Below are 17,184 nucleotides of genomic sequence, written 5' to 3' on the forward strand. Positions count from 1 at the left end.
TCGTGCGCGGGCACTCCCGCGGGCGGCTACGGTAGGCGGCAGACTCAGTCGCACGGGGGGAGACGGATGGCGGACAACACACGCACCGCAGTCATCGTCGAGGACGACGCGGAGATCCGTGATCTCCTGCAGACGGTGCTCGGTCAGGCAGGCTTCGTCACCGAGGCGGCCGCGACCGGCGTCGAGGGCGTGGAGCTCGTCCGGCGGACCGACCCGGTCGTGACGACCCTCGACGTGAGCCTGCCCGACATCGACGGGTTCGAGGTGTGCCGGCGCATCCGTCAGATCTCCGACACCTACATCGTGATGCTCACCGCGCGCACCGACGAGATCGACACCCTCATGGGCCTGGACGCCGGTGCCGACGACTACCAGACGAAGCCGTTCCGCCCGCGCGAGCTGCGCGCCCGCATCGAGGCCCTCCTGCGGCGCCCGCGACGCGGCCTGCCGTCGGACGGCGCCGACGCCGCCCGGCCCGCCCCGGCGGACCACGAGCCGACCCTCGTGGGGTCGGACGGGCTCCTGCTGGACGTCCCGCGCCGCACCGCCACGGTCGACGGCGAGGCCGTCCACCTCACGCGCAGCGAGTACGACCTCCTGGGAGCGCTCGTCGAGGCGGCGGGTCGCGTCGTCAGCCGCAACGAGCTCGTCCGCGTCCTGTGGGGCGAGGAGTACGACGCCGGCACGTACGTCACGGACGCGGACCGGCGCAGCGTGGAGGTGCACATCGCGAACCTGCGCCGCAAGCTCGGCGACGGTCCGTCGTCGCCCCGGTGGATCCGCACCGTGCGCGGCGTCGGCTACCGGTTCGACCCCAAGGGCTGACCGGCGGCGGGCGGCGGGTCGCCGAGCAGCAGCGCCACCTCGTCGCACGCGCTGCGCGCGACGGCCCGCAGCGTCCCGAGCGCGCGCGCCTCGTCCGCGGTCGTACGGTGCGAGGCGAAATGCCGGTCGAGCAGCGCGGAGGCGGCGTCCCCGACCTCCGCGGCCCCGACCATGAGCGACGTCGACCGCACGGTGAGCAGCGTGCTGCGCGCCTCCTCGTCGTCGCCCCGGGCGAGCGCGACCGCCGCCGCGTCGACGCGTGGGACGACGAGGTCCCGGTACGCGACGAAGAAGCGCCGGACGGCCTGCACGTCACCGTCCAGGTCGTCCTCGAGCGCCGTCCACGCCCGGCGCAGGTCCTCTCTCACGCGCGGAGGCCGTGGTGGCGGCGCACGAGCCGGCGCAGCATGAAGAACGTCTGGAGGATCGTCACCACGCCGAGCACCGGCCACCCGAGGGACAGGACGGCGGACTGGGCTCCCGGCGTCATCGTCGTCCATGCCCACACCACGGCGGCGAGAGCGACCAGAGCGACGAGGAGCGGGCTGAGGTAGGCCCATCCGGTGCCCCGCTCGGCCTTGGCCTGCGCAGCCCAGTTGTCGGTGCGCGAGCGGGAGAGGAACTTGGACCACGCGCGCACGAAGTGCCCGATGCGGATCCACATGTAGGCCTCGGCCGGGACGAGGGTCGCGGCGAAGAGCACGTCGCGCCAGGTACGGCTCTTGATGGAGAGCGCCGTCCGGAGGTTGAGCGCGACCGCGACGGCGGGCGGCACGAGCCAGACGGGCGAGAAGCGGAACGCGTGAAGGCTCAGCGCGCCGGCGACGAGCAGCCCGAACAGGATGCGCGTGGCGGCGTTGACGAGCATGCTCACGTTCTCCATCCAGCGCAGCCGCAGGTTGGGGTGGAACGGCTGGCCTCGCGTGTCACCACGCTGACCCGGCCACATGAGGTCGATCGCACCGTAGTTCCACTTGACCTGCTGGCCGTCGAGCGCACGCAGCGTCGTCATGCCGCCGACCGTCGCGCGCGCGGTCGCGGAGATCTTGGTCGAGTAGCCGAGCGACTTGATCTGCAGGCTGAGGAGGGAGTCCTCGACCTCGGAGTCGGAGACCCACGGGTCGCGCTGGTGGTGCGCGAGCATGACGGCCTCGAGCGCCGACATCCGGAACAGCGAGGCTTGGCCGCCGAGGACGGCCATGTTCCGCCCGCGCAGGAGGTTCTGCATGTTGAACGCGGCGAACTGGGCGCGCTGGCCGGTGAGGAGGAACCCGCCGAGGGGTCCGCGCGGGGAGCCGTTGTCGACCGTGTAGATCGCGGAGATCCCGCCGATGCGCGGGTCGGACGACATCTCGGCCTCGAGCCGCTCCACGGCGTCCTTGGCCAGCACGGTGTCGCCGTCCACGCCGAGGAGGTAGTCGGCGCCGCGCACAAGGCGGTACCCGTAGTTGAGCGCGCCGACCTTCTTGTCCGCGAGGGCGCCCAGGTCGTGGACGTACACGCGCGTGGTCTGCTCGACGCCGCGGCGGCGCGTCGTGTGCTCGCCGGCGAGCTTGGACGCCTTGGCGAACGTGCGGTCGCTGGTGTTGTTGACCACGACGTGCACGACGTCCGGCAGGCGGGTCTGCCGCAAGATGCCCTTGAGCACGGACTTGATCGTCGAGCCCTCGTTGTAGGCAGGGATGATCGCGCCGATCGTCGCACGACGGGCGGGTTCCTGGACCACGACCTCGTCGGGCGTGAACTGGTAGCGGTCGAGCTCCGTACCGAAGGGCGCGGGCTCGTCGACGTCGACCGGGTCGCGGTCGGTGAGCAGGGCGGTCATGAGTGCCTCGTTCGTCGTGGGGTTCAACGAGCACGATCCTGCGCGACCCGGCGCGAGGCACCCGCCGAGTCGGCGCAGCGAAACCTCAGGATCTGCTCAAGATCCGCGCGCGGGACGTGCTCAGGCCTTCGTCCTCGCCGGGTCCGGGCCTCGTGCCGCACCGCGGCAGCGGTCCCCGTGGCCCGGACGCGCGGAGGGCGCGCCACCCGGCGGGGTGGCGCGCCCTCGGCGTCGAGCGTGCTGGGGTCAGGCGTCCGTGCGCCCGCTCTCGCCGGCCGTGTCGCCGTCCGCGCCGCCCTCGGTGCCGCCGTCGCGCGACGGGGCGGCGGGCTTCGCGTCGACGCCCGCCTCCTTGCGCTGCTCGGGCGTGATCGGGGCGGGTGCCTGCGTCAGCGGGTCGTACCCGCCGCCCGACTTGGGGAACGCGATGACGTCGCGGATGGAGTCCGACTTCGTCAGCAGCGCGACGATGCGGTCCCAGCCGAACGCGATCCCGCCGTGCGGGGGCGCGCCGAACTTGAAGGCGTCGAGCAGGAAGCCGAACTTCTCCTGCGCCTCCTCGGGCCCGATCCCCATGACGTCGAAGACGCGCTCCTGCACGTCGCGACGGTGGATACGGATGGATCCGCCGCCGATCTCGTTGCCGTTGCACACGATGTCGTAGGCGTAGGCGAGCGCCTCGCCCGGGTTCTGCTCGAACGTGTCGACCCAGTCCGGCGTGGGCGACGTGAACGCGTGGTGCACGGCGGTCCAGGCGGAGTGGCCCAGGTCGACGTCGTCGTCCTCGCCGGTCGGCTTGAACAGCGGCGCGTCGACGATCCAGACGAACGCCCATGCGTCGTCGTCGATCTGACCCGTCCGCTTCGCGATCTCCTGGCGCGCGGCACCGAGCAGGGCACGCGAGTCCGACGTCTTGCCCGCGGCGAAGAACACGGCGTCCCCCGGCTGCGCGCCGGTCGCCTCGCGCAGGCCCTCGCGCTCGGCGTCGGACAGGTTCTTGGCCACGGGGCCGCCGAGCGTGCCGTCCTCGCCGAACGTCACGTACGCGAGGCCGCGAGCGCCGCGCTGCTTGGCCCACTCCTGCCACGCGTCGAACTGGCGGCGCGGCTGCGAGGCCCCGCCCGCCATGACGACGGCGCCGACGTACTCGGCCTGGAACACCCGGAACGGGGTGTTCCGGAAGTAGTCCGTGAGCTCGACGAGGGGGTTGCCGAACCGCAGGTCGGGCTTGTCGGACCCGTAGAGCCGCATGGCGTCGTGGAAGGTCATGCGCGGGATGGGCGTCGGGATCGTGTACCCGATGAGCTCCCACAGCGCGACGAGGATCTTCTCGGCGAGCGCGATGACGTCGTCCTGCTCGACGAAGCTCATCTCGACGTCGAGCTGCGTGAACTCCGGCTGGCGGTCCGCACGGAAGTCCTCGTCGCGGTAGCAGCGCGCGATCTGGTAGTAGCGCTCCATGCCCGCGACCATGAGGAGCTGCTTGAACAGCTGGGGCGACTGCGGCAGCGCGTACCAGGAGCCGGGCGCGAGGCGCGCGGGCACGAGGAAGTCGCGCGCGCCCTCGGGCGTCGAGCGGGTGAGCGTCGGGGTCTCGATCTCGACGAACTCCTCGGCGTCGAGCACGCGGCGCGCGGCCTGGTTCGCCTTGGCGCGCAGGCGCAGGGCGTGCGCGGGGGCGGGCCGGCGCAGGTCGAGGTAGCGGTGCTTGAGGCGCGCCTCCTCACCGATCGTCTCGGTGTCCGCGAGCGCCGTCGACACCTGGAACGGCAGGGCCTCGGAGGTGTTGAGCACGACGACGTCGGTCGCGACGACCTCGATCTCGCCCGTGGGCAGCGACGGGTTCTCGTTCCCGTCGGGGCGGCGCGAGACCTCGCCCGTGACCTGGAGGACGAACTCGTTGCGCAGCGGGTGCGCGACGGCCTCGTCGCGGATGACGACCTGGGCGATGCCGGAGGCGTCGCGCAGGTCGATGAAGGCGACGCCGCCGTGATCGCGCCGACGGTCGACCCAGCCCGTGAGGGTGACGGTCTGACCGGTGTGCTCGGCCCGCAGTGAGCCGGCCGTTCGGGTGCGCAGCACGGAGGGTTCCTTCCAGGTGGGCGGTGGGGGGTCGCGCTCCCGGAGCGGGGGCGCGTCCGCTGAAGTCTAGTGCGGGCGGGCGGGCGGCTCGACCGGATACCTCCGACCGGAGGCGGTCGACGGTCCGCTCTCGACCGGCGGGGGCGACCGGATACCGTGGCGGTGCCGCCGCGACGTCCCGTGGCGGCACCGCCGGGACCGGCGCCGCGCCCGCGGGCGCACGGGCCGACCGGCCGCGGCAGGGCCGTCCGGCCCGCCGCCCGCACGAAGGAGGGTCACCCGTGGCACGCACCATCGCGACGAACCGGCGCGTCGAGCGCGACGAGCTCGAGGAGTTCCTGCGCTCCCGGCACGACGGCGTCCTCGTCACCACCCGCGCCGACGGCCGTCCCCAGCTCAGCCCGGTCACGTACGGGGTCGACGACGCGGGTCGGGTCGTCGTGTCGACGTACCCGGAGCGCGCCAAGGCGGTCAACGTGCGCCGCGACCCGCGCGCGTCGCTGCTGTCCCTGGGCGAGCGGTTCTCCGACCCGTGGGTGCAGGTCGACGGCGAGGCGGAGGTGATCGACCTGCCCGAGTCGGTCGAGCCGCTCGTCGACTACTACCGCGCCGTCGGCGGCGAGCACCCGGACTGGGACGAGTACCGCGCGGCGATGGTCACCCAGGGCAAGTCGCTCGTGCGGCTGACGATCACGCGCTGGGGACCGGTGGCGACGGGCGGCTTCCCGGCGCGCCTCGCCGACGCCTGAGACAGGTCAGAACAGGACCTGCTCCACTCCCCCGCCGACGACGTCGAGCCCGCCGCCGTCCACCGGCATGCCCGCGAGCGCACCACCGTGGCCGTCGCCCGCGTCCTGCGGCGCCGGGTCGACGGCGAGGCTGCCTGCCGGGTAGGCGCCGTCCGTCGGCGGCCCTGGCCGGCGGTGCCGGTCGCCGGGCTCGCCGCGGCGGAACCGGCCCTCGACGCCCGCGGGGCCGCGGTGGCCCGCGACCCCGAACCCGCGTGCCTCGAGCATCGGCCGCACCCGGTCCCACAGCCAGGACCGGTACGCCGTCGAGGCGTACGTGCCGCGGGCGTACACGCGCTCGTACCCGGGGACGAGGCGCGGGTGCTCGCGCGCGAGCCAGCCCATGTACCACTCGCGCGTGCCGGGCTTGAGGTGCAGGGGCAGCACCGTGACGCCGGTCGCGCCCGCGTCCTTGACGGCGTCGAGCAGCTCGGTGAGCGCGCGGGTCGAGTCGGTGAGCCACGGCAGCACGGGAGCGACCATGACGCCGCACGGCAGACCGGCCTCCCGGACCGTGCGGACGAGGTCGAGCCGCGCGCGCGGCGAGGGCGTGCCGGGCTCGACGCTCGCCTGGAGCTCGGGGTCCAGGAGCGCGAGGGACACGCCGATCCCGACCTCGACGCGCGAGGCGGCGTCGACGAGCAGCGGCAGGTCGCGGCGCAGGAGCGTGCCCTTGGTCAGCACGGACAGCGGCGTGCCCGACCCGGCGAGCGCGTCGATGATGCCGGGCATGAGGCGGTAGCGACCCTCGGCGCGCTGGTACGGGTCGGTGTTGGTGCCGAGCGCGACGGCCTCGCGCGCCCAGGACGGGCGGGCGAGCTCGGCGCGCAGCACGTCGTCGACGTTGACCTTGACCACGACCTCCCGGTCGAAGTCCTCGCCCGCGTCGAGGTCGAGGTACTCGTGCGTGGGGCGGGCGAAACAGTTGTGGCTCACGACCCCCGCGGCGACGAAGTCACGCGTGCCGGTCGTGATGTCGACCAGCTCCGTCGTCTCCCCCGGCCCGTCGAGTGCTTCCAGGGAGTCGACGCGTAGCGCCTCGCCGCCGGTGACGTCCTGGCCGTCGAGGACGGGCCGCCCGTCCGCGAGCGCCGCGGCGCCCGGCCCGACGAGCACGTCGCCGAGCGCCAGGCGGGCGCGGTGCCCGGCGCCGCCGACGACGTGCCGCCACCCGCGCTCGGTGAGGAACCGGTGGTCGCCGCTCGCGACGAGGCGCGTGCCGTCGGCGAGGGTCACGCGGTAGGCGCGCTTGCGGGTGGTCCAGCGGTCGAGCACCCGGGTGCGCACGTAGCGCCGGTACGCGCCGTGCGGAGCGGTGCCGACGATCTCGTCGCCGACACGCAGCTCGCCGATCGGCCGTTGCGTGCCGTCGGCCAGCAGCACGGGCGTGGCGGGCGCGAGGCAGTAGGAGCACGCGTGGCTGCACCCGCGGTACGGGTTGACGGTCCAGCGGAACGGCATGCGCGACATCGCCGGCACCTTGGACAGCGCGCTCTTGGCCGTGACCTCGTGGAACGTGATGCCCGCGAACTCGGGCGTGCGCACGCTGCGCACGAGGCCGACCCGCTCCAGCCCGGGGAGCGCGCCGTCGTCCGCGCCGAGCGCCTGTCCGTCCCACCGCATCGCGCTATTCGAACAAACGTTCGAACGCGCTGTCAAGGGCGGGTCAGCCGTCGGCGGACCACGCCTTGAGCAGCGCCAGGTTCCCGAGGGGGATGTGGTGGCCGATGCGCGGGTGGTCCAGCGCGACACCGACGACCCCGGCCGCGCCGAAGGACGCGACGTAGTCGATCGCCGCCGGCACGGGTACCCCGAGCAGCGGCACGGAGCCTGTCTCGTCGTCCGCCAGACCGAGCGCCCGGGCCGCCTCGTCCGCGCGCGCGGCGCTGCTGTAGAGGCAGATCATGGGCCCCTGGTCCGCGGCGACGGCGTACGGACGCGGCTGGTCCTCGGACCCCCGCGCGATGAAGAACCACGTGCCGAGGCGCACCGTCTGCCGCCACAGCGCGATCTGGGCTGACGTGTCGCCCGCGGGCGCGCTCCGCACGGCCTCGTCGAGGCGGTCCAGCTCTGCGACCGCGGCGGGGTCGTTGTCTCGGGTCATGCGCACTGCCTCGTTCCTCGTGGTCGGAGCCCGTACCCGGGTCCGCGCGGGCGCCTCGTCGCCGTCACCTTCTCACGGCGGCCGGGCGTCCCGGTGGGTGAGACGCCGGGATTGTCCGGCGGCCGTCCAGGCCCTAGGGTCGGGCCGAACGCCCCCGGGGAGCGCACGAGCGCTGAGAGTGCAGGCCGGACACCCGTCCCCCCTGCAGACCCGTGGAACCTGATCTGGTTCGTACCAGCGAAGGGAGCAGGGCGGACGTCACCGTCCCCTGCGCGCTCGTGCCCGCGCCCCGCGCGTGCCGTCCGCGCGGGGGCGGCGGTGGCGCGCCGTCGTGCACCCCTCGCCCCGGGGGCCCGACGGAGGGAACCGCATGACCGAGCCCCGCACCACGCCGCCCCGGGCGACCCCGCCCACCCCCACGCCCGGCGCCACGCCCGACGGCGTGCCCGACGGCGCGCGGCCCGCCCCTGGTCTCCACGAGGCCGTCGCCGCTCCCCCGAGCCGTGCCCGTCGCCGCGGCCTCACCCTCCACGAGACGGTCCTCGTCGCCGTGCTGGGGGTCGTGTTCGGGTTCGTCTACTGGGCGTTCGTGCAGCTCTGGGCCCCGCTCCAGCTCGCCATGGGACCGCTCGCGGACCTCGCCGCCAACGTGCTCGCGGGCGCGTGGATCGTCGTCGGCCCCCTCGCGACGTACATCGTGCGCAAGCCGGGCGTCGGCATCCTCACCGAGACGCTCGCGGCGCTCGTCGAGGTGGTCTTCCTCGCGTCGCCCGCCGGCCCGCTGCTCGTCCTCGTCGGGCTCGTCCAGGGCGTTGGGGCCGAGATCCCCTTCGCCCTCACCCGGTACCGCCGCTACGGCTGGTGGGTCTTCGTCGCGTCGGGCGTCAGCGCGGCGCTCGTCACGTACGCGTTCAACGCGGTCCGGTTCGGCTGGCTCGGGCAGGACTACGCGATGCTCCGGCTCGGCGTGCAGGTCGTCTCGTGCGTCGTGCTGTGCGGGATCGCGGCGCGCCTCCTCGGCGACGCCCTCGCCCGCACCGGCGCGCTCGACGCCTTCGCGATCGGGGCCGACCGCCGTGGCTGAGGCACCGACCGCCGCACCGGACGTCACGCCGGACGCCGTGTCCGGCGACGTGCCCTGCGACGTGCCCGACGCCGTCGCCGCCGCCGGTCTGACCGTCACCGTGGGCCACGACGGCACGCGCGTGCTCGACGACCTCACGCTCACCGTCCCCGCGGGCACCGGGCTGCTCGTGCTCGGCCCCTCGGGCTGCGGGAAGTCCACGCTGCTGCGTGCGCTCGTCGGCGTCGTGCCCCACACGCTCCCGGGGTCGGTCACGGGCGACCTGCGCGTGACGGGCGTCGACCCGCGCGACACGACCCCGGCGGCGCTCGCCGCGCGCGTCGGCCTCGTCCAGCAGCGGCCGGGCGACCAGCTCTGCCTCGCCCGCGTCGACGACGAGCTGCGGTTCGCGCTCGAGAACCGGGCGGCGGACCCGCGCACGATGGACGCCCGCGCCGCCACCGCGCTCGCCGCCGTCGGTGCGGACCACCTGCACGACCGGCCGACCCACGCGCTGTCGGGGGGCGAGGCGCAGCGCGTCGCCCTCGCGGCGGCGCTCGTCGCCGACCCCGAGCTCGTGGTCCTCGACGAGGCGACGGCGTTCCTCGACCCGGCGGCGGCGCACGAGGTCGGGACGCTCGTGGGCGGGCTCGTCCGGGCGCCCGGACGGGACGCGCCCGACACCCCCGGCCGGTCGGTCGTGCTCGTCGAGCACCGCCTCGACGACGTCGGGACACTCCCGGCCGCGACGCTCGTGCTCGACGACACCGGTCGCGTCGTCGCGCACGGCCCCACGACCGCCGTCCTGCGCGCGCACGCCGCCACGCTCGCCGCGCTCGGGTGCTGGCTGCCGCTCGACATCCGGCTGGAGCACGCCGGAGCCCCGGGCCCGCTCGGCGCACCCGCGACCGACGCCTGGCTCGTCAACCTCGCGCGCTCCGCCGACCCCCGCACCGCCGACCCCCGCGCCGCGGACCCCCGTGACGCAGACACCGGCCCGGCGGCGCTCGCCCCTGACCGCCCGGTCGCCCTGCGTGCCCGTCGCCTCGCGGTGCACCGCGCCGCGACAGGCCGCCGACGGCGCGGGCGGGACGAGACGCCGGTGGTGCGCGACGTCGACCTCGACGTGCGCGCGGGCGAGGTGCTCGCGGTGGTGGGGCCGAACGGCGGCGGCAAGTCGACCCTCCTGCGTGGGCTGGCGGGACTCGAACGGACCACGGGCGAGGTCACGACGGCGCCCGGCGCGCCCGTCGCGACGGTGTTCCAGGACCCGGAGCACCAGCTCCTCGCGCGCACAGTCCGCGACGAGGTCGCCTGGTCGGCCCGGCTCGCGCGGCTCGACGGCGTCGACGGACGCGTCGCGCGCACCCTGGACGCGTTCGCCCTCGCGCACCTCGCCGACGCGAACCCGTACCGGCTCTCCGGCGGCGAGCAGCGGCGCCTTTCCCTCGCGACGGCGACGGTGCTCGACCCGCCCGTCCTCCTCGCCGACGAGCCCACGTCGGGGCTCGACCGCGCCCAGGCGGACGCCGTCGCCCACGCGCTGCGCGAGCGCGCCGACGCGGGCGGCGCGGTGGTCGTCGTCACGCACGACCTCGCGCTCGTCGCGGCCCTCGCCGACCGTGTCGCCGTCGTCGTCGGCGGCCGGCTCGTGGCGCTGGGGCCGCCCGCCACCGTGCTGGCCGACGACGCGCTGTGCCGGCGCGCCCGCCTGCGCCGTCCTCCCCTGCTCGCGTGGTGGGCCCGCACGGGCCGCCGCCACGGCGTGGACCCGGGCGCGCTCGTCCGGGCGCTCGACGCCACCGTCGGCGCCGTCGCAGCCGACCCCGCAGAGACCGCGTCCGCAGCCCTCGCGGAGGTCGTCCCGTGACCGCTCCGCACAGCACGCCCCTCGGGCGCTGGAACCCGACGGTCAAGCTCGCGACCGTCCTCGTCGTGTCGACGGGTGCGCTGCTCGTCACCGACCCGTACACCCCCGCGATCGGGTGGGTGCTCACGGTCGCGGCGCTGCTGGTCGCGGGACGCGTCCCCGTGCGCACGCTCGCCCTGGCGCACGTGCCCTTCCTCGTGTTCGCGACGAGCCTGCTGGTCGTCAACGTCGCCACCCGGCCCGGCGGCGACCCGGTCGACCTGGGGCCGGTCACCGTCGGCTCCGACGGCCTGACGATCGGCGCCGGGCTCGCCGTGCGCACGCTGCTCGTCGGCGCCCTCTCGCTCACGGTCGCGGTGACGACCGACCCGGTGCACCTCATGACGAGCCTCCACCAGCACGGGCGGCTGCCCCTGACGTGGACGTACGCGGTGCTCGCGGCCCACCGGCTGCTCGTCGAGCTGCCCGACGCCTGGCACACGATCCGCTGCGCGCAGGCCGTGCGCGACCCGCGGCGGCGGCCCGGCACGCTCCCCCGGTCCCCCCGCGCGCTCGGGACCGCCGCGTTCGCCCTCCTCGTCGGCGCCGTGCGCCGGTCCGAGCGCCTGACCGTGGCGCTCGAGTCGCGCGGCCTGGGCTCCGGTCCACGCACCACGGCGCGGCCCGTCCCGCTCGGCGTGCCCGACGTCGTCGCCGCGGTCGTCGTGCTCGCCGTCGCCGCGGCGGTGGTCGTCGTCGGGGTCCGTGCGGGCTGGGTCACGGGGCTGGGCGCGCTCACGGCGTGAGGCTTGCCGGACCGCGGTCACGCAGGCTCGACGACCGCGCCCTCCGCCGGGACGCCGAGGTCCACGACGCGCGACGAGCCGTCGCGGGACCGCTCGCGGAAGCCCCGGAAGACGAGCGGCAGCCCGCGGGCGGCGAGCGCGTCCGGCGCGTCCATGACCTGCAGGTGCACGTGCGGCTGCGTCGAGTTCCCCGAGCTCCCGCACCGGCCCAGCTCGTCGCCCGCCTCGACCCGTCGGCCGGGCACGACGGCCACGGACCCGGCGCGCAGGTGCGCGAGGACGACGTACGTGCCGGGCGGGTCCAGGGCGAGCACCACGTGGTTGCCCGCGAGCGCGGCGGCGCCACCGCGCGCCCGCCCCGCCTGCGTGAGCGCGTAGCCGAGCAGCGCGATGGGCGACCGGCGGGCCTCGTGGTCGGGCTCGCCGTCGTGCACCGCGACGACGGTGCCCGCCGCCGGGGCGAGCACGGGCCGCCCGAACGCGACGAACCGTTCGGGCGGCTCGGTGCTCAGCGCGGTGCGCCAGTCGCGCACGGCGGCGGTGCGCCGCCCTCGGACGGCGACGAAGTCGATCGCGTACGTCGTCGCGAAGAGGTCGGTGCCGTGGCTCGGCACGCGGCGCGCCGGGCTGTTGCGCACGAGCCACGTCCCCTGGAAGGGCAGGGCGAGCTCGACCGGTCGCGTCACGGCGCCCTCCCCTCCCCGGTGCGGCGGGGTCAGCCCTCCGCGGGCACGACGCGCGGGAAGCGGTCCTCGGCGGGCGGCTCCCACGTCGCCGCGTCAGCGTCGACCTGCTCCCCCGAGCGGATGTCCTTCACCTGGTCGGGCGAGCGCGTGCCGTCGTCCTCGACGCGCCCGGGGAACCAGACGAACGGGATGCCGCGCCGGTCGGCGTAGCGGATCTGCTTGCCGAACTTCGCGGCCGCGGGTGCGACCTCGACTGGCACCCCGCGGGCGCGCAGCGCGTGCGCGACCGCGTCGGAGGCGTCGCGCGTCTCCTCGCTCGTGACGGCCACGACGACGGCGCTCGGCACCGACCGCGTCGCGCGCACGAGGCCGGCGGAGAGCAGGCGCGACACGAGCCGGGACACGCCGATCGACAGCCCGACGCCGGGGTAGGTGTTCGCGCCGTCGGACGCGAGGGTGTCGTAGCGACCCCCCGAGCAGATCGAGCCGAGCTGCTCGTGGCCCACGAGCACGGTCTCGTAGACAGATCCCGTGTAGTAGTCGAGGCCGCGCGCGATCTTGAGGTCGGCGACGACGACGCCCGGGGCGCGCACGCTCGCGGCCTCGATCAGCGCGCCGAGCTCGCCGAGCCCGGTCTCCAGCAGCTCGCTCTCCACGCCGTGCTCGGCCGCGAGCGCCCGCACGCGGTCGACCACGCCGGAGTCGCTCCCGCTGATGCCCGCGAGCGCCAGGCACGCCTGCGCCTGCTCGGGCGTCGTGCCGGCCTCGGACTCGAGCAGCGCGGCGACCTTTTCGGGGCCGACCTTGTCGAGCTTGTCGATCTGGCGCAGGACGTCGTCGACCGCGTCGATGCCGAGTCCGCGGTAGAACCCCTCGGCGACCCGGCGGTTGTTCACGAGGACGCGGACCTCGGGCACGCCGATGTCGCGCAGCGCGCCCAGGGCCTCGGCCATGACGAGCGGCAGCTCGACTTCGTAGTGGTAGGGCAGCTCGCCCGCGCCGACGACGTCGACGTCGGCCTGGGTGAACTCGCGGAAGCGCCCGTCCTGGGGGCGCTCGCCGCGCCACACCTTCTGGATCTGGTAGCGCTTGAACGGGAACGCGAGGTGCCCGGCGTTCTCGAGCACGTAGCGCGCGAAGGGGACGGTCAGGTCGAAGTGCAGGCCGAGCTGCTTGTCGCCCTTCGCGGCCGACCCGGCCGCGGCGTCGTCCTGCGGCTCCTCCTGGAGCCTGCGCAGGACGTAGACCTCCTTCGACGTCTCGCCCTTGCGCAGGAGCTGGTCGAGCGGCTCGACCGCGCGCGTCTCGATCCCGGCGAACCCGTGCAGCTCGAACACCCGGCGCAGGGTGTCGAGGACGTGCTGCTCGACGATGCGACCGTCGGGGAGCCATTCGGGGAAACCGGAGAGGGGTGTGGGCCTGGCCATGGGTCAGATCTTCCCAGACGCCGGCACCCGCGACCGCATCGTCCGGCCCCCGGACCCGCGCTCAGCGGGCGAGGAAGGGGTTCGTCGCCAGCTCGCGCGCGACCGTCGTCGCCGGGCCGTGCCCCGGGAGCACGTCCCAGGCCGGGTCCAGGTGCGCGACGACGTCGCGCAGGGTGCGGGCCATCGTCGCGCCGTCCCCGCCCGGCAGGTCGGTGCGGCCGACGGAGCCCGCGAAGAGGACGTCGCCGCTGAGCACGAGGCCCGATCCCGGCTCGCCGACCAGGTAGAGCGTGGAGCCCTCGGTGTGCCCGGGCGCGCCCACCGCGCGCAGCGCGACGCCGCCCCAGCGCAGCTCCCGCTCGCCGCCCGCGGGCACGTCGAACGTCTCGACGCGGCCCGGCTCGCGGTAATCCTGCGGCCCGGCGCCTGCCGCCGCGAGCGCCGCGCCGAGCGGGCCGGACACGACGGCGCCCGGCCGGCTCGCGGCGGACCCGCCGTGCTCCAGGCTCCCGAACGGGTCCGCGAGCCGGTACGCGTCGGCCGCGTGCAGCACGACGGGCACCCCGAAGCGGTCGGCGAGCGCCGCGGCGTCCCACGTGTGGTCCACGTGGCCGTGCGTCGCGAGGACGGCGCGGGGCACGAGGCCCGCGGAGCGGACGTGCCCGACGACGGCGTCCGCGACCCCCGCCCCCGCGTCGACCACGACGCAGTCGCCGCCCGGGGCGCTCACGACCGTGCAGTTCGTGCCGAAGACGGGCGCCACCACCACGTGCACGGCCGGTCCGGGCGGGGTCGGGCCGTGCTCGGCAGAGGGAGTCGGCGTCGTGCCACGAGGTCGGTCCACGAGGGCGAGGGTAGCCCGCGGCACGGGCGGCGGGGCGGCTCCGGGCGAGCGCAGGACGGGTTTCGGGCGGCGGCGTCGATACCGGACCGTGACCTGCGCGCGGCAAATCCACCCGCCACCAGGGTTCTCGGTGCCTAGACTGTCCCGTACCGACCACGGCCGCACCGGGGTCGACCGTGCGCGCCGTCGCGGCGCCGGACGAAGGAGCTGGGGTGTCGACGAAGAGTCGCGAGCGCGAGCAGGCGCGTCGTCGTGAGGAGAAGTGGGACCGTCACGTGGCCCAGCTCCGGGCGAAGCGCCAGCGCACGTGGTCGATCGTGGGCGTCGTCGTCGCGCTCGTCGTGATCGGCGTCGCCGTCTGGTGGGCGCTCGCCGCCACCCAGGATCCCGGCACCGACCCGGGCGGAGGCACGGGCGCGGCGCCGTCGGGCGAGCACACCCTGCCGCCCGCGTCCGCCGCCGAGGGCCGTGACTGGACCACGACGCTCACCACGAGCGCGGGCGACCTCACGCTCACTCTCGACGGCGCGGCCGCCCCGCAGGCGGTCGCGAGCTTCGTGGCCCTCGCCGAGTCCGGGTACTTCGACGGCACGTCGTGCCACCGCCTCACGACGTCGGGCATCTACGTGCTCCAGTGCGGCGACCCGACGGGCACCGGCACGGGCGACCCGGGCTACAAGTTCGGCCCCGTCGAGAACGCCCCCACCGACGACGTCTACCCCGCGGGGACCGTCGCGATGGCCCGCCAGGGCGGGGACGGCGACTCGATGGGCTCGCAGTTCTTCCTCGTCTACGAGGACTCGACCATCCCGTCCGACGCGGCGGGTGGTTACACGGTGTTCGGCACCATCACGTCCGGCCTGGACGTCGTCCAGGCAGTCGCTGACGCGGGGACGCAGGACGGATCCGGCGACGGGTCCCCCGCCACCCCGGTCACCATCGAAGGAGTTGAGACCCAGTGAGCGATCCCGCCCAGAACCAGGCGAGCGCACCGGCACCGGAGCCCGCGGAGGCGAGCGAGACCGGACGGGTCGACGCGACAGACGTGGAGCCGACGCCGGAGGCCACCTCGGCCACCGAGGCCACCGAGGCCACCGAGGCCACCGAGGCCACCGAGGCCACCGACGAGGGTCCCGCCTCCGCCGCGGCCGAGGTCGCCGCCCCGGCCGAGCAGGTGGAGGCCACGCCTGCCGCCGAGGCCGAGGCGACCGACGCACCGGCAGCGGAGGCCGCGACCGCCCCCGCGGCCGAGCAGACCGGGGCCCCCGCGGCCGACGACGCTCCCGCCGCCGAGGCCGAGACCGACACGCCCGCTGCCGCGGCAGCGGAGGCGCCTGCCGCCGACGCAGCCGACGACGCAGCTCCCACCACCGGGGCGACGGCACCCGCTGAGACGACGGCACCCGCCGGGGCGGCACCCCGGCCCGCCGCCCCGCGTCCCGGGCCGCGGCCCAAGCCGTCGGCGCTCCCGCACCCACCGCGCAAGCCGGCCGCCCCGGCCGCGGGCGCTCCCGCCGCAGCGGCCGTCGTGCCGGAGGTCCCGGCCGTCCCGGCGCTGGCCGACGACTCGGCCGCCGCCAAGGCCGCCGCCGCGTTCGGTCGGGTCGACGAGGACGGCACGGTGTACGTCCGCGAGAGCGCGGGCGAGCGCTCCGTCGGGCAGTTCCCGGGCGTCGGCGCCGACGAGGCGCTCACGCTGTACGTGCGCCGCTACCTCGACCTCCAGGCGAAGGTCGCGCTGTTCGAGGCGCGGCTGACGAGCACAGACCTGTCGGTCAAGGAGATCGACCAGACGATCGCCCGGCTCACCGAGGAGACCGCGGAGCCCTCCGCGGTCGGCGACCTCGACGGGCTCCGGGCGCAGGTCGAGTCGCTGCGCGGCGCCGCTGCCGAGCGTCGCGCACAGCTCGAGGCGGAGCGCGCCGCGGCGAAGGCCGCGGCTCTCGAGGCCCGCACAGAGATCATCGAGGCTGCGGAGAAGATCGCCGCGACCGACCCGAGCCGCATGCAGTGGCGGCCCGCGGGCGAGGAGCTGCGCGGACTGCTGGAGCGCTGGAAGGAGGCCCAGCGCTCGGGACCGCGCATCGACCGCGCGAGCGAGGAGGCGCTGTGGAAGCGGTTCAGCCACGCGCGCACCGCGTTCGACCGCGAGCGCCGGCACTACTTCGCCGAGCTCGAGCAGCGCAACGCCTCCGCCAAGGCCGCGAAGGAGAAGCTGGTCGCAGAGGCCGAGGCGCTGTCGTCGAGCACCGACTGGGGCCCGACGGCGGGCGCGTACCGCGACCTCATGGCGCGCTGGAAGGCCGCGGGCCGGGCGAGCCGCAAGGACGACGACGCGCTGTGGGCTCGCTTCCGCGCCGCCCAGGACACGTTCTTCCAGGCGCGCGACGCGGTGAACTCCGCGACGGACGCCGAGTACGCGGCGAACCTCGAGGTCAAGGAGGCGCTGCTCACCGAGGCGGAGGCGCTCGTGCCCGTCAAGGACCTCGCCGCGGCCAAGGCGGCGCTGCGCGACCTCCAGGAGCGCTGGGAGGAGGCCGGCCGCGTGCCGCGCGGCGACCTGCAGCGCGTCGAGGGCCGCCTGCGTGCCGTCGAGAACGCGGTCCGCGACGCCGAGCAGGCGCAGTGGACGCGGAGCAACCCCGAGACGCGCGCCCGCGCGGAGGGTGCGGCGGCACAGCTCGAGGCCGCGATCGAGGCGCTCGAGGCCGACCTCGCCGCCGCGCAGAGCCGCGGGGACGCGCGCGCGGTGAAGGAGGCCGAGACGGCGCTCGCCGCGCGGCGCTCCTGGCTCGAGCAGGTCGTCCGCGCGGCGGAGGACTCGCGCGGCTGACCCACGTCCCGTTCGGTCGCAGGGCCGGCGCTCGTCCACAGACGAGCGCCGG

Annotated in this window: 15 protein-coding genes and 1 riboswitch; of the genes, 7 read left to right on the forward strand and 8 right to left on the reverse strand. The window is 75.6% G+C overall.

Going from position 1 to position 17,184, the window contains the following annotated elements:
• The first annotated feature begins 66 nt into the window (after positions 1–66).
• Positions 67–825, forward strand: a complete 759-nt coding sequence (locus BXA05_RS10260; protein WP_076404903.1) for a response regulator transcription factor — start codon at positions 67–69, stop codon at positions 823–825.
• On the opposite strand, the gene BXA05_RS10265 is transcribed toward BXA05_RS10260, so the two are convergent.
• The 3 genes from BXA05_RS10265 to aspS all read right to left on the reverse strand — a co-directional run bounded on the left by BXA05_RS10265 (position 801) and on the right by aspS (position 4,732).
• Positions 801–1,193: a hypothetical protein gene (locus BXA05_RS10265; protein WP_076404904.1), complete on the reverse strand. Its 393-nt coding sequence runs from the start codon at positions 1,191–1,193 to the stop codon at positions 801–803. The genes BXA05_RS10260 and BXA05_RS10265 overlap by 25 nt on opposite strands.
• Positions 1,190–2,677, reverse strand: coding sequence for a glycosyltransferase family 2 protein (locus BXA05_RS10270; RefSeq protein ID WP_240949321.1), 1,488 nt, complete (start codon positions 2,675–2,677; stop codon positions 1,190–1,192). The genes BXA05_RS10265 and BXA05_RS10270 overlap by 4 nt, the downstream gene beginning before the upstream one ends.
• Positions 2,678–2,896: 219 nt before the next feature.
• The gene (aspS, locus tag BXA05_RS10275; RefSeq protein WP_082774340.1) at positions 2,897–4,732 is read right to left on the reverse strand and encodes an aspartate--tRNA ligase; all 1,836 of its coding nucleotides are present in this window, start codon (positions 4,730–4,732) and stop codon (positions 2,897–2,899) included.
• A gap of 281 nt (positions 4,733–5,013) precedes the next feature.
• Between aspS and BXA05_RS10280 the strand changes: the two genes are divergently transcribed.
• Positions 5,014–5,481 (forward strand): PPOX class F420-dependent oxidoreductase, encoded by a 468-nt coding sequence (locus tag BXA05_RS10280; protein ID WP_043660852.1) that lies wholly within the window; start codon positions 5,014–5,016, stop codon positions 5,479–5,481.
• 6 nt (positions 5,482–5,487) lie between these two features.
• Here the strand turns inward: BXA05_RS10280 and BXA05_RS10285 are convergent, their stop codons facing one another.
• Positions 5,488–7,143, reverse strand: a complete 1,656-nt coding sequence (locus BXA05_RS10285) for an Rv2578c family radical SAM protein (protein WP_076404906.1) — start codon at positions 7,141–7,143, stop codon at positions 5,488–5,490.
• A 43-nt stretch (positions 7,144–7,186) separates the two neighbouring features.
• On the reverse strand, positions 7,187–7,624 hold the full coding sequence (locus BXA05_RS10290; protein WP_076404907.1) for a hypothetical protein: 438 nt from the start codon (positions 7,622–7,624) through the stop codon (positions 7,187–7,189).
• A 145-nt stretch (positions 7,625–7,769) separates the two neighbouring features.
• Positions 7,770–7,889: riboswitch (TPP riboswitch) on the forward strand.
• A 105-nt stretch (positions 7,890–7,994) separates the two neighbouring features.
• Here BXA05_RS10290 and BXA05_RS10295 point away from each other — a divergent pair.
• The 3 genes from BXA05_RS10295 to BXA05_RS10305 are packed head-to-tail and all read left to right on the forward strand — an operon-like array spanning position 7,995 to position 11,342.
• Positions 7,995–8,708: an ECF transporter S component gene (locus tag BXA05_RS10295; RefSeq protein WP_083711788.1), complete on the forward strand. Its 714-nt coding sequence runs from the start codon at positions 7,995–7,997 to the stop codon at positions 8,706–8,708.
• Positions 8,701–10,557 carry an ABC transporter ATP-binding protein gene (locus BXA05_RS10300; protein ID WP_076404908.1) on the forward strand — a complete coding sequence of 619 codons (1,857 nt, stop codon included), beginning with the start codon at positions 8,701–8,703 and terminating at the stop codon, positions 10,555–10,557. The genes BXA05_RS10295 and BXA05_RS10300 overlap by 8 nt, the downstream gene beginning before the upstream one ends.
• On the forward strand, positions 10,554–11,342 hold the full coding sequence (locus tag BXA05_RS10305; protein ID WP_076404909.1) for an energy-coupling factor transporter transmembrane component T family protein: 789 nt from the start codon (positions 10,554–10,556) through the stop codon (positions 11,340–11,342). Before BXA05_RS10300 ends, BXA05_RS10305 begins: the two co-directional genes overlap by 4 nt.
• Before the next feature lie 17 nt (positions 11,343–11,359).
• On the opposite strand, the gene BXA05_RS10310 is transcribed toward BXA05_RS10305, so the two are convergent.
• From BXA05_RS10310 to BXA05_RS10320, 3 genes are all read right to left on the reverse strand, one after another.
• Positions 11,360–12,028 carry a M23 family metallopeptidase gene (locus BXA05_RS10310; protein WP_076404910.1) on the reverse strand — a complete coding sequence of 223 codons (669 nt, stop codon included), beginning with the start codon at positions 12,026–12,028 and terminating at the stop codon, positions 11,360–11,362.
• Between the two features lie 29 nt (positions 12,029–12,057).
• Entirely contained in the window at positions 12,058–13,455 is a 1,398-nt protein-coding gene (gene hisS, locus BXA05_RS10315) for a histidine--tRNA ligase (RefSeq protein WP_076404911.1), read from the reverse strand.
• A gap of 61 nt (positions 13,456–13,516) precedes the next feature.
• Positions 13,517–14,221 carry an MBL fold metallo-hydrolase gene (locus tag BXA05_RS10320; RefSeq protein ID WP_083711816.1) on the reverse strand — a complete coding sequence of 235 codons (705 nt, stop codon included), beginning with the start codon at positions 14,219–14,221 and terminating at the stop codon, positions 13,517–13,519.
• Between the two features lie 290 nt (positions 14,222–14,511).
• Between BXA05_RS10320 and BXA05_RS10325 the strand changes: the two genes are divergently transcribed.
• Together BXA05_RS10325 and BXA05_RS10330 are read left to right on the forward strand one after the other, a co-directional pair.
• Positions 14,512–15,261 (forward strand): peptidylprolyl isomerase, encoded by a 750-nt coding sequence (locus BXA05_RS10325; RefSeq protein WP_076404913.1) that lies wholly within the window; start codon positions 14,512–14,514, stop codon positions 15,259–15,261.
• Positions 15,258–17,132 (forward strand): DUF349 domain-containing protein, encoded by a 1,875-nt coding sequence (locus tag BXA05_RS10330; RefSeq protein WP_244550436.1) that lies wholly within the window; start codon positions 15,258–15,260, stop codon positions 17,130–17,132. Before BXA05_RS10325 ends, BXA05_RS10330 begins: the two co-directional genes overlap by 4 nt.
• Positions 17,133–17,184 lie beyond the last annotated feature (52 nt).

This window comes from Cellulosimicrobium funkei (genome assembly GCF_900155925.1).
Classification (GTDB): Bacteria; Actinomycetota; Actinomycetes; order Actinomycetales; family Cellulomonadaceae; genus Cellulosimicrobium; species Cellulosimicrobium funkei.

What these genes read in the sequence shown, in the direction of transcription:
- BXA05_RS10260 (WP_076404903.1), top strand. Translation starts at nt 67, where the DNA reads ATGGCGGACAACACACGCACCGCAGTCATCGTCGAGGACGACGCGGAG.
- BXA05_RS10285 (WP_076404906.1), bottom strand. Translation starts at nt 7,143, where the DNA reads ATGCGGTGGGACGGACAGGCGCTCGGCGCGGACGACGGCGCGCTCCCC.
- BXA05_RS10290 (WP_076404907.1), bottom strand. Translation starts at nt 7,624, where the DNA reads ATGACCCGAGACAACGACCCCGCCGCGGTCGCAGAGCTGGACCGCCTC.
- BXA05_RS10295 (WP_083711788.1), top strand. Translation starts at nt 7,995, where the DNA reads ATGACCGAGCCCCGCACCACGCCGCCCCGGGCGACCCCGCCCACCCCC.
- hisS (WP_076404911.1), bottom strand. Translation starts at nt 13,455, where the DNA reads ATGGCCAGGCCCACACCCCTCTCCGGTTTCCCCGAATGGCTCCCCGAC.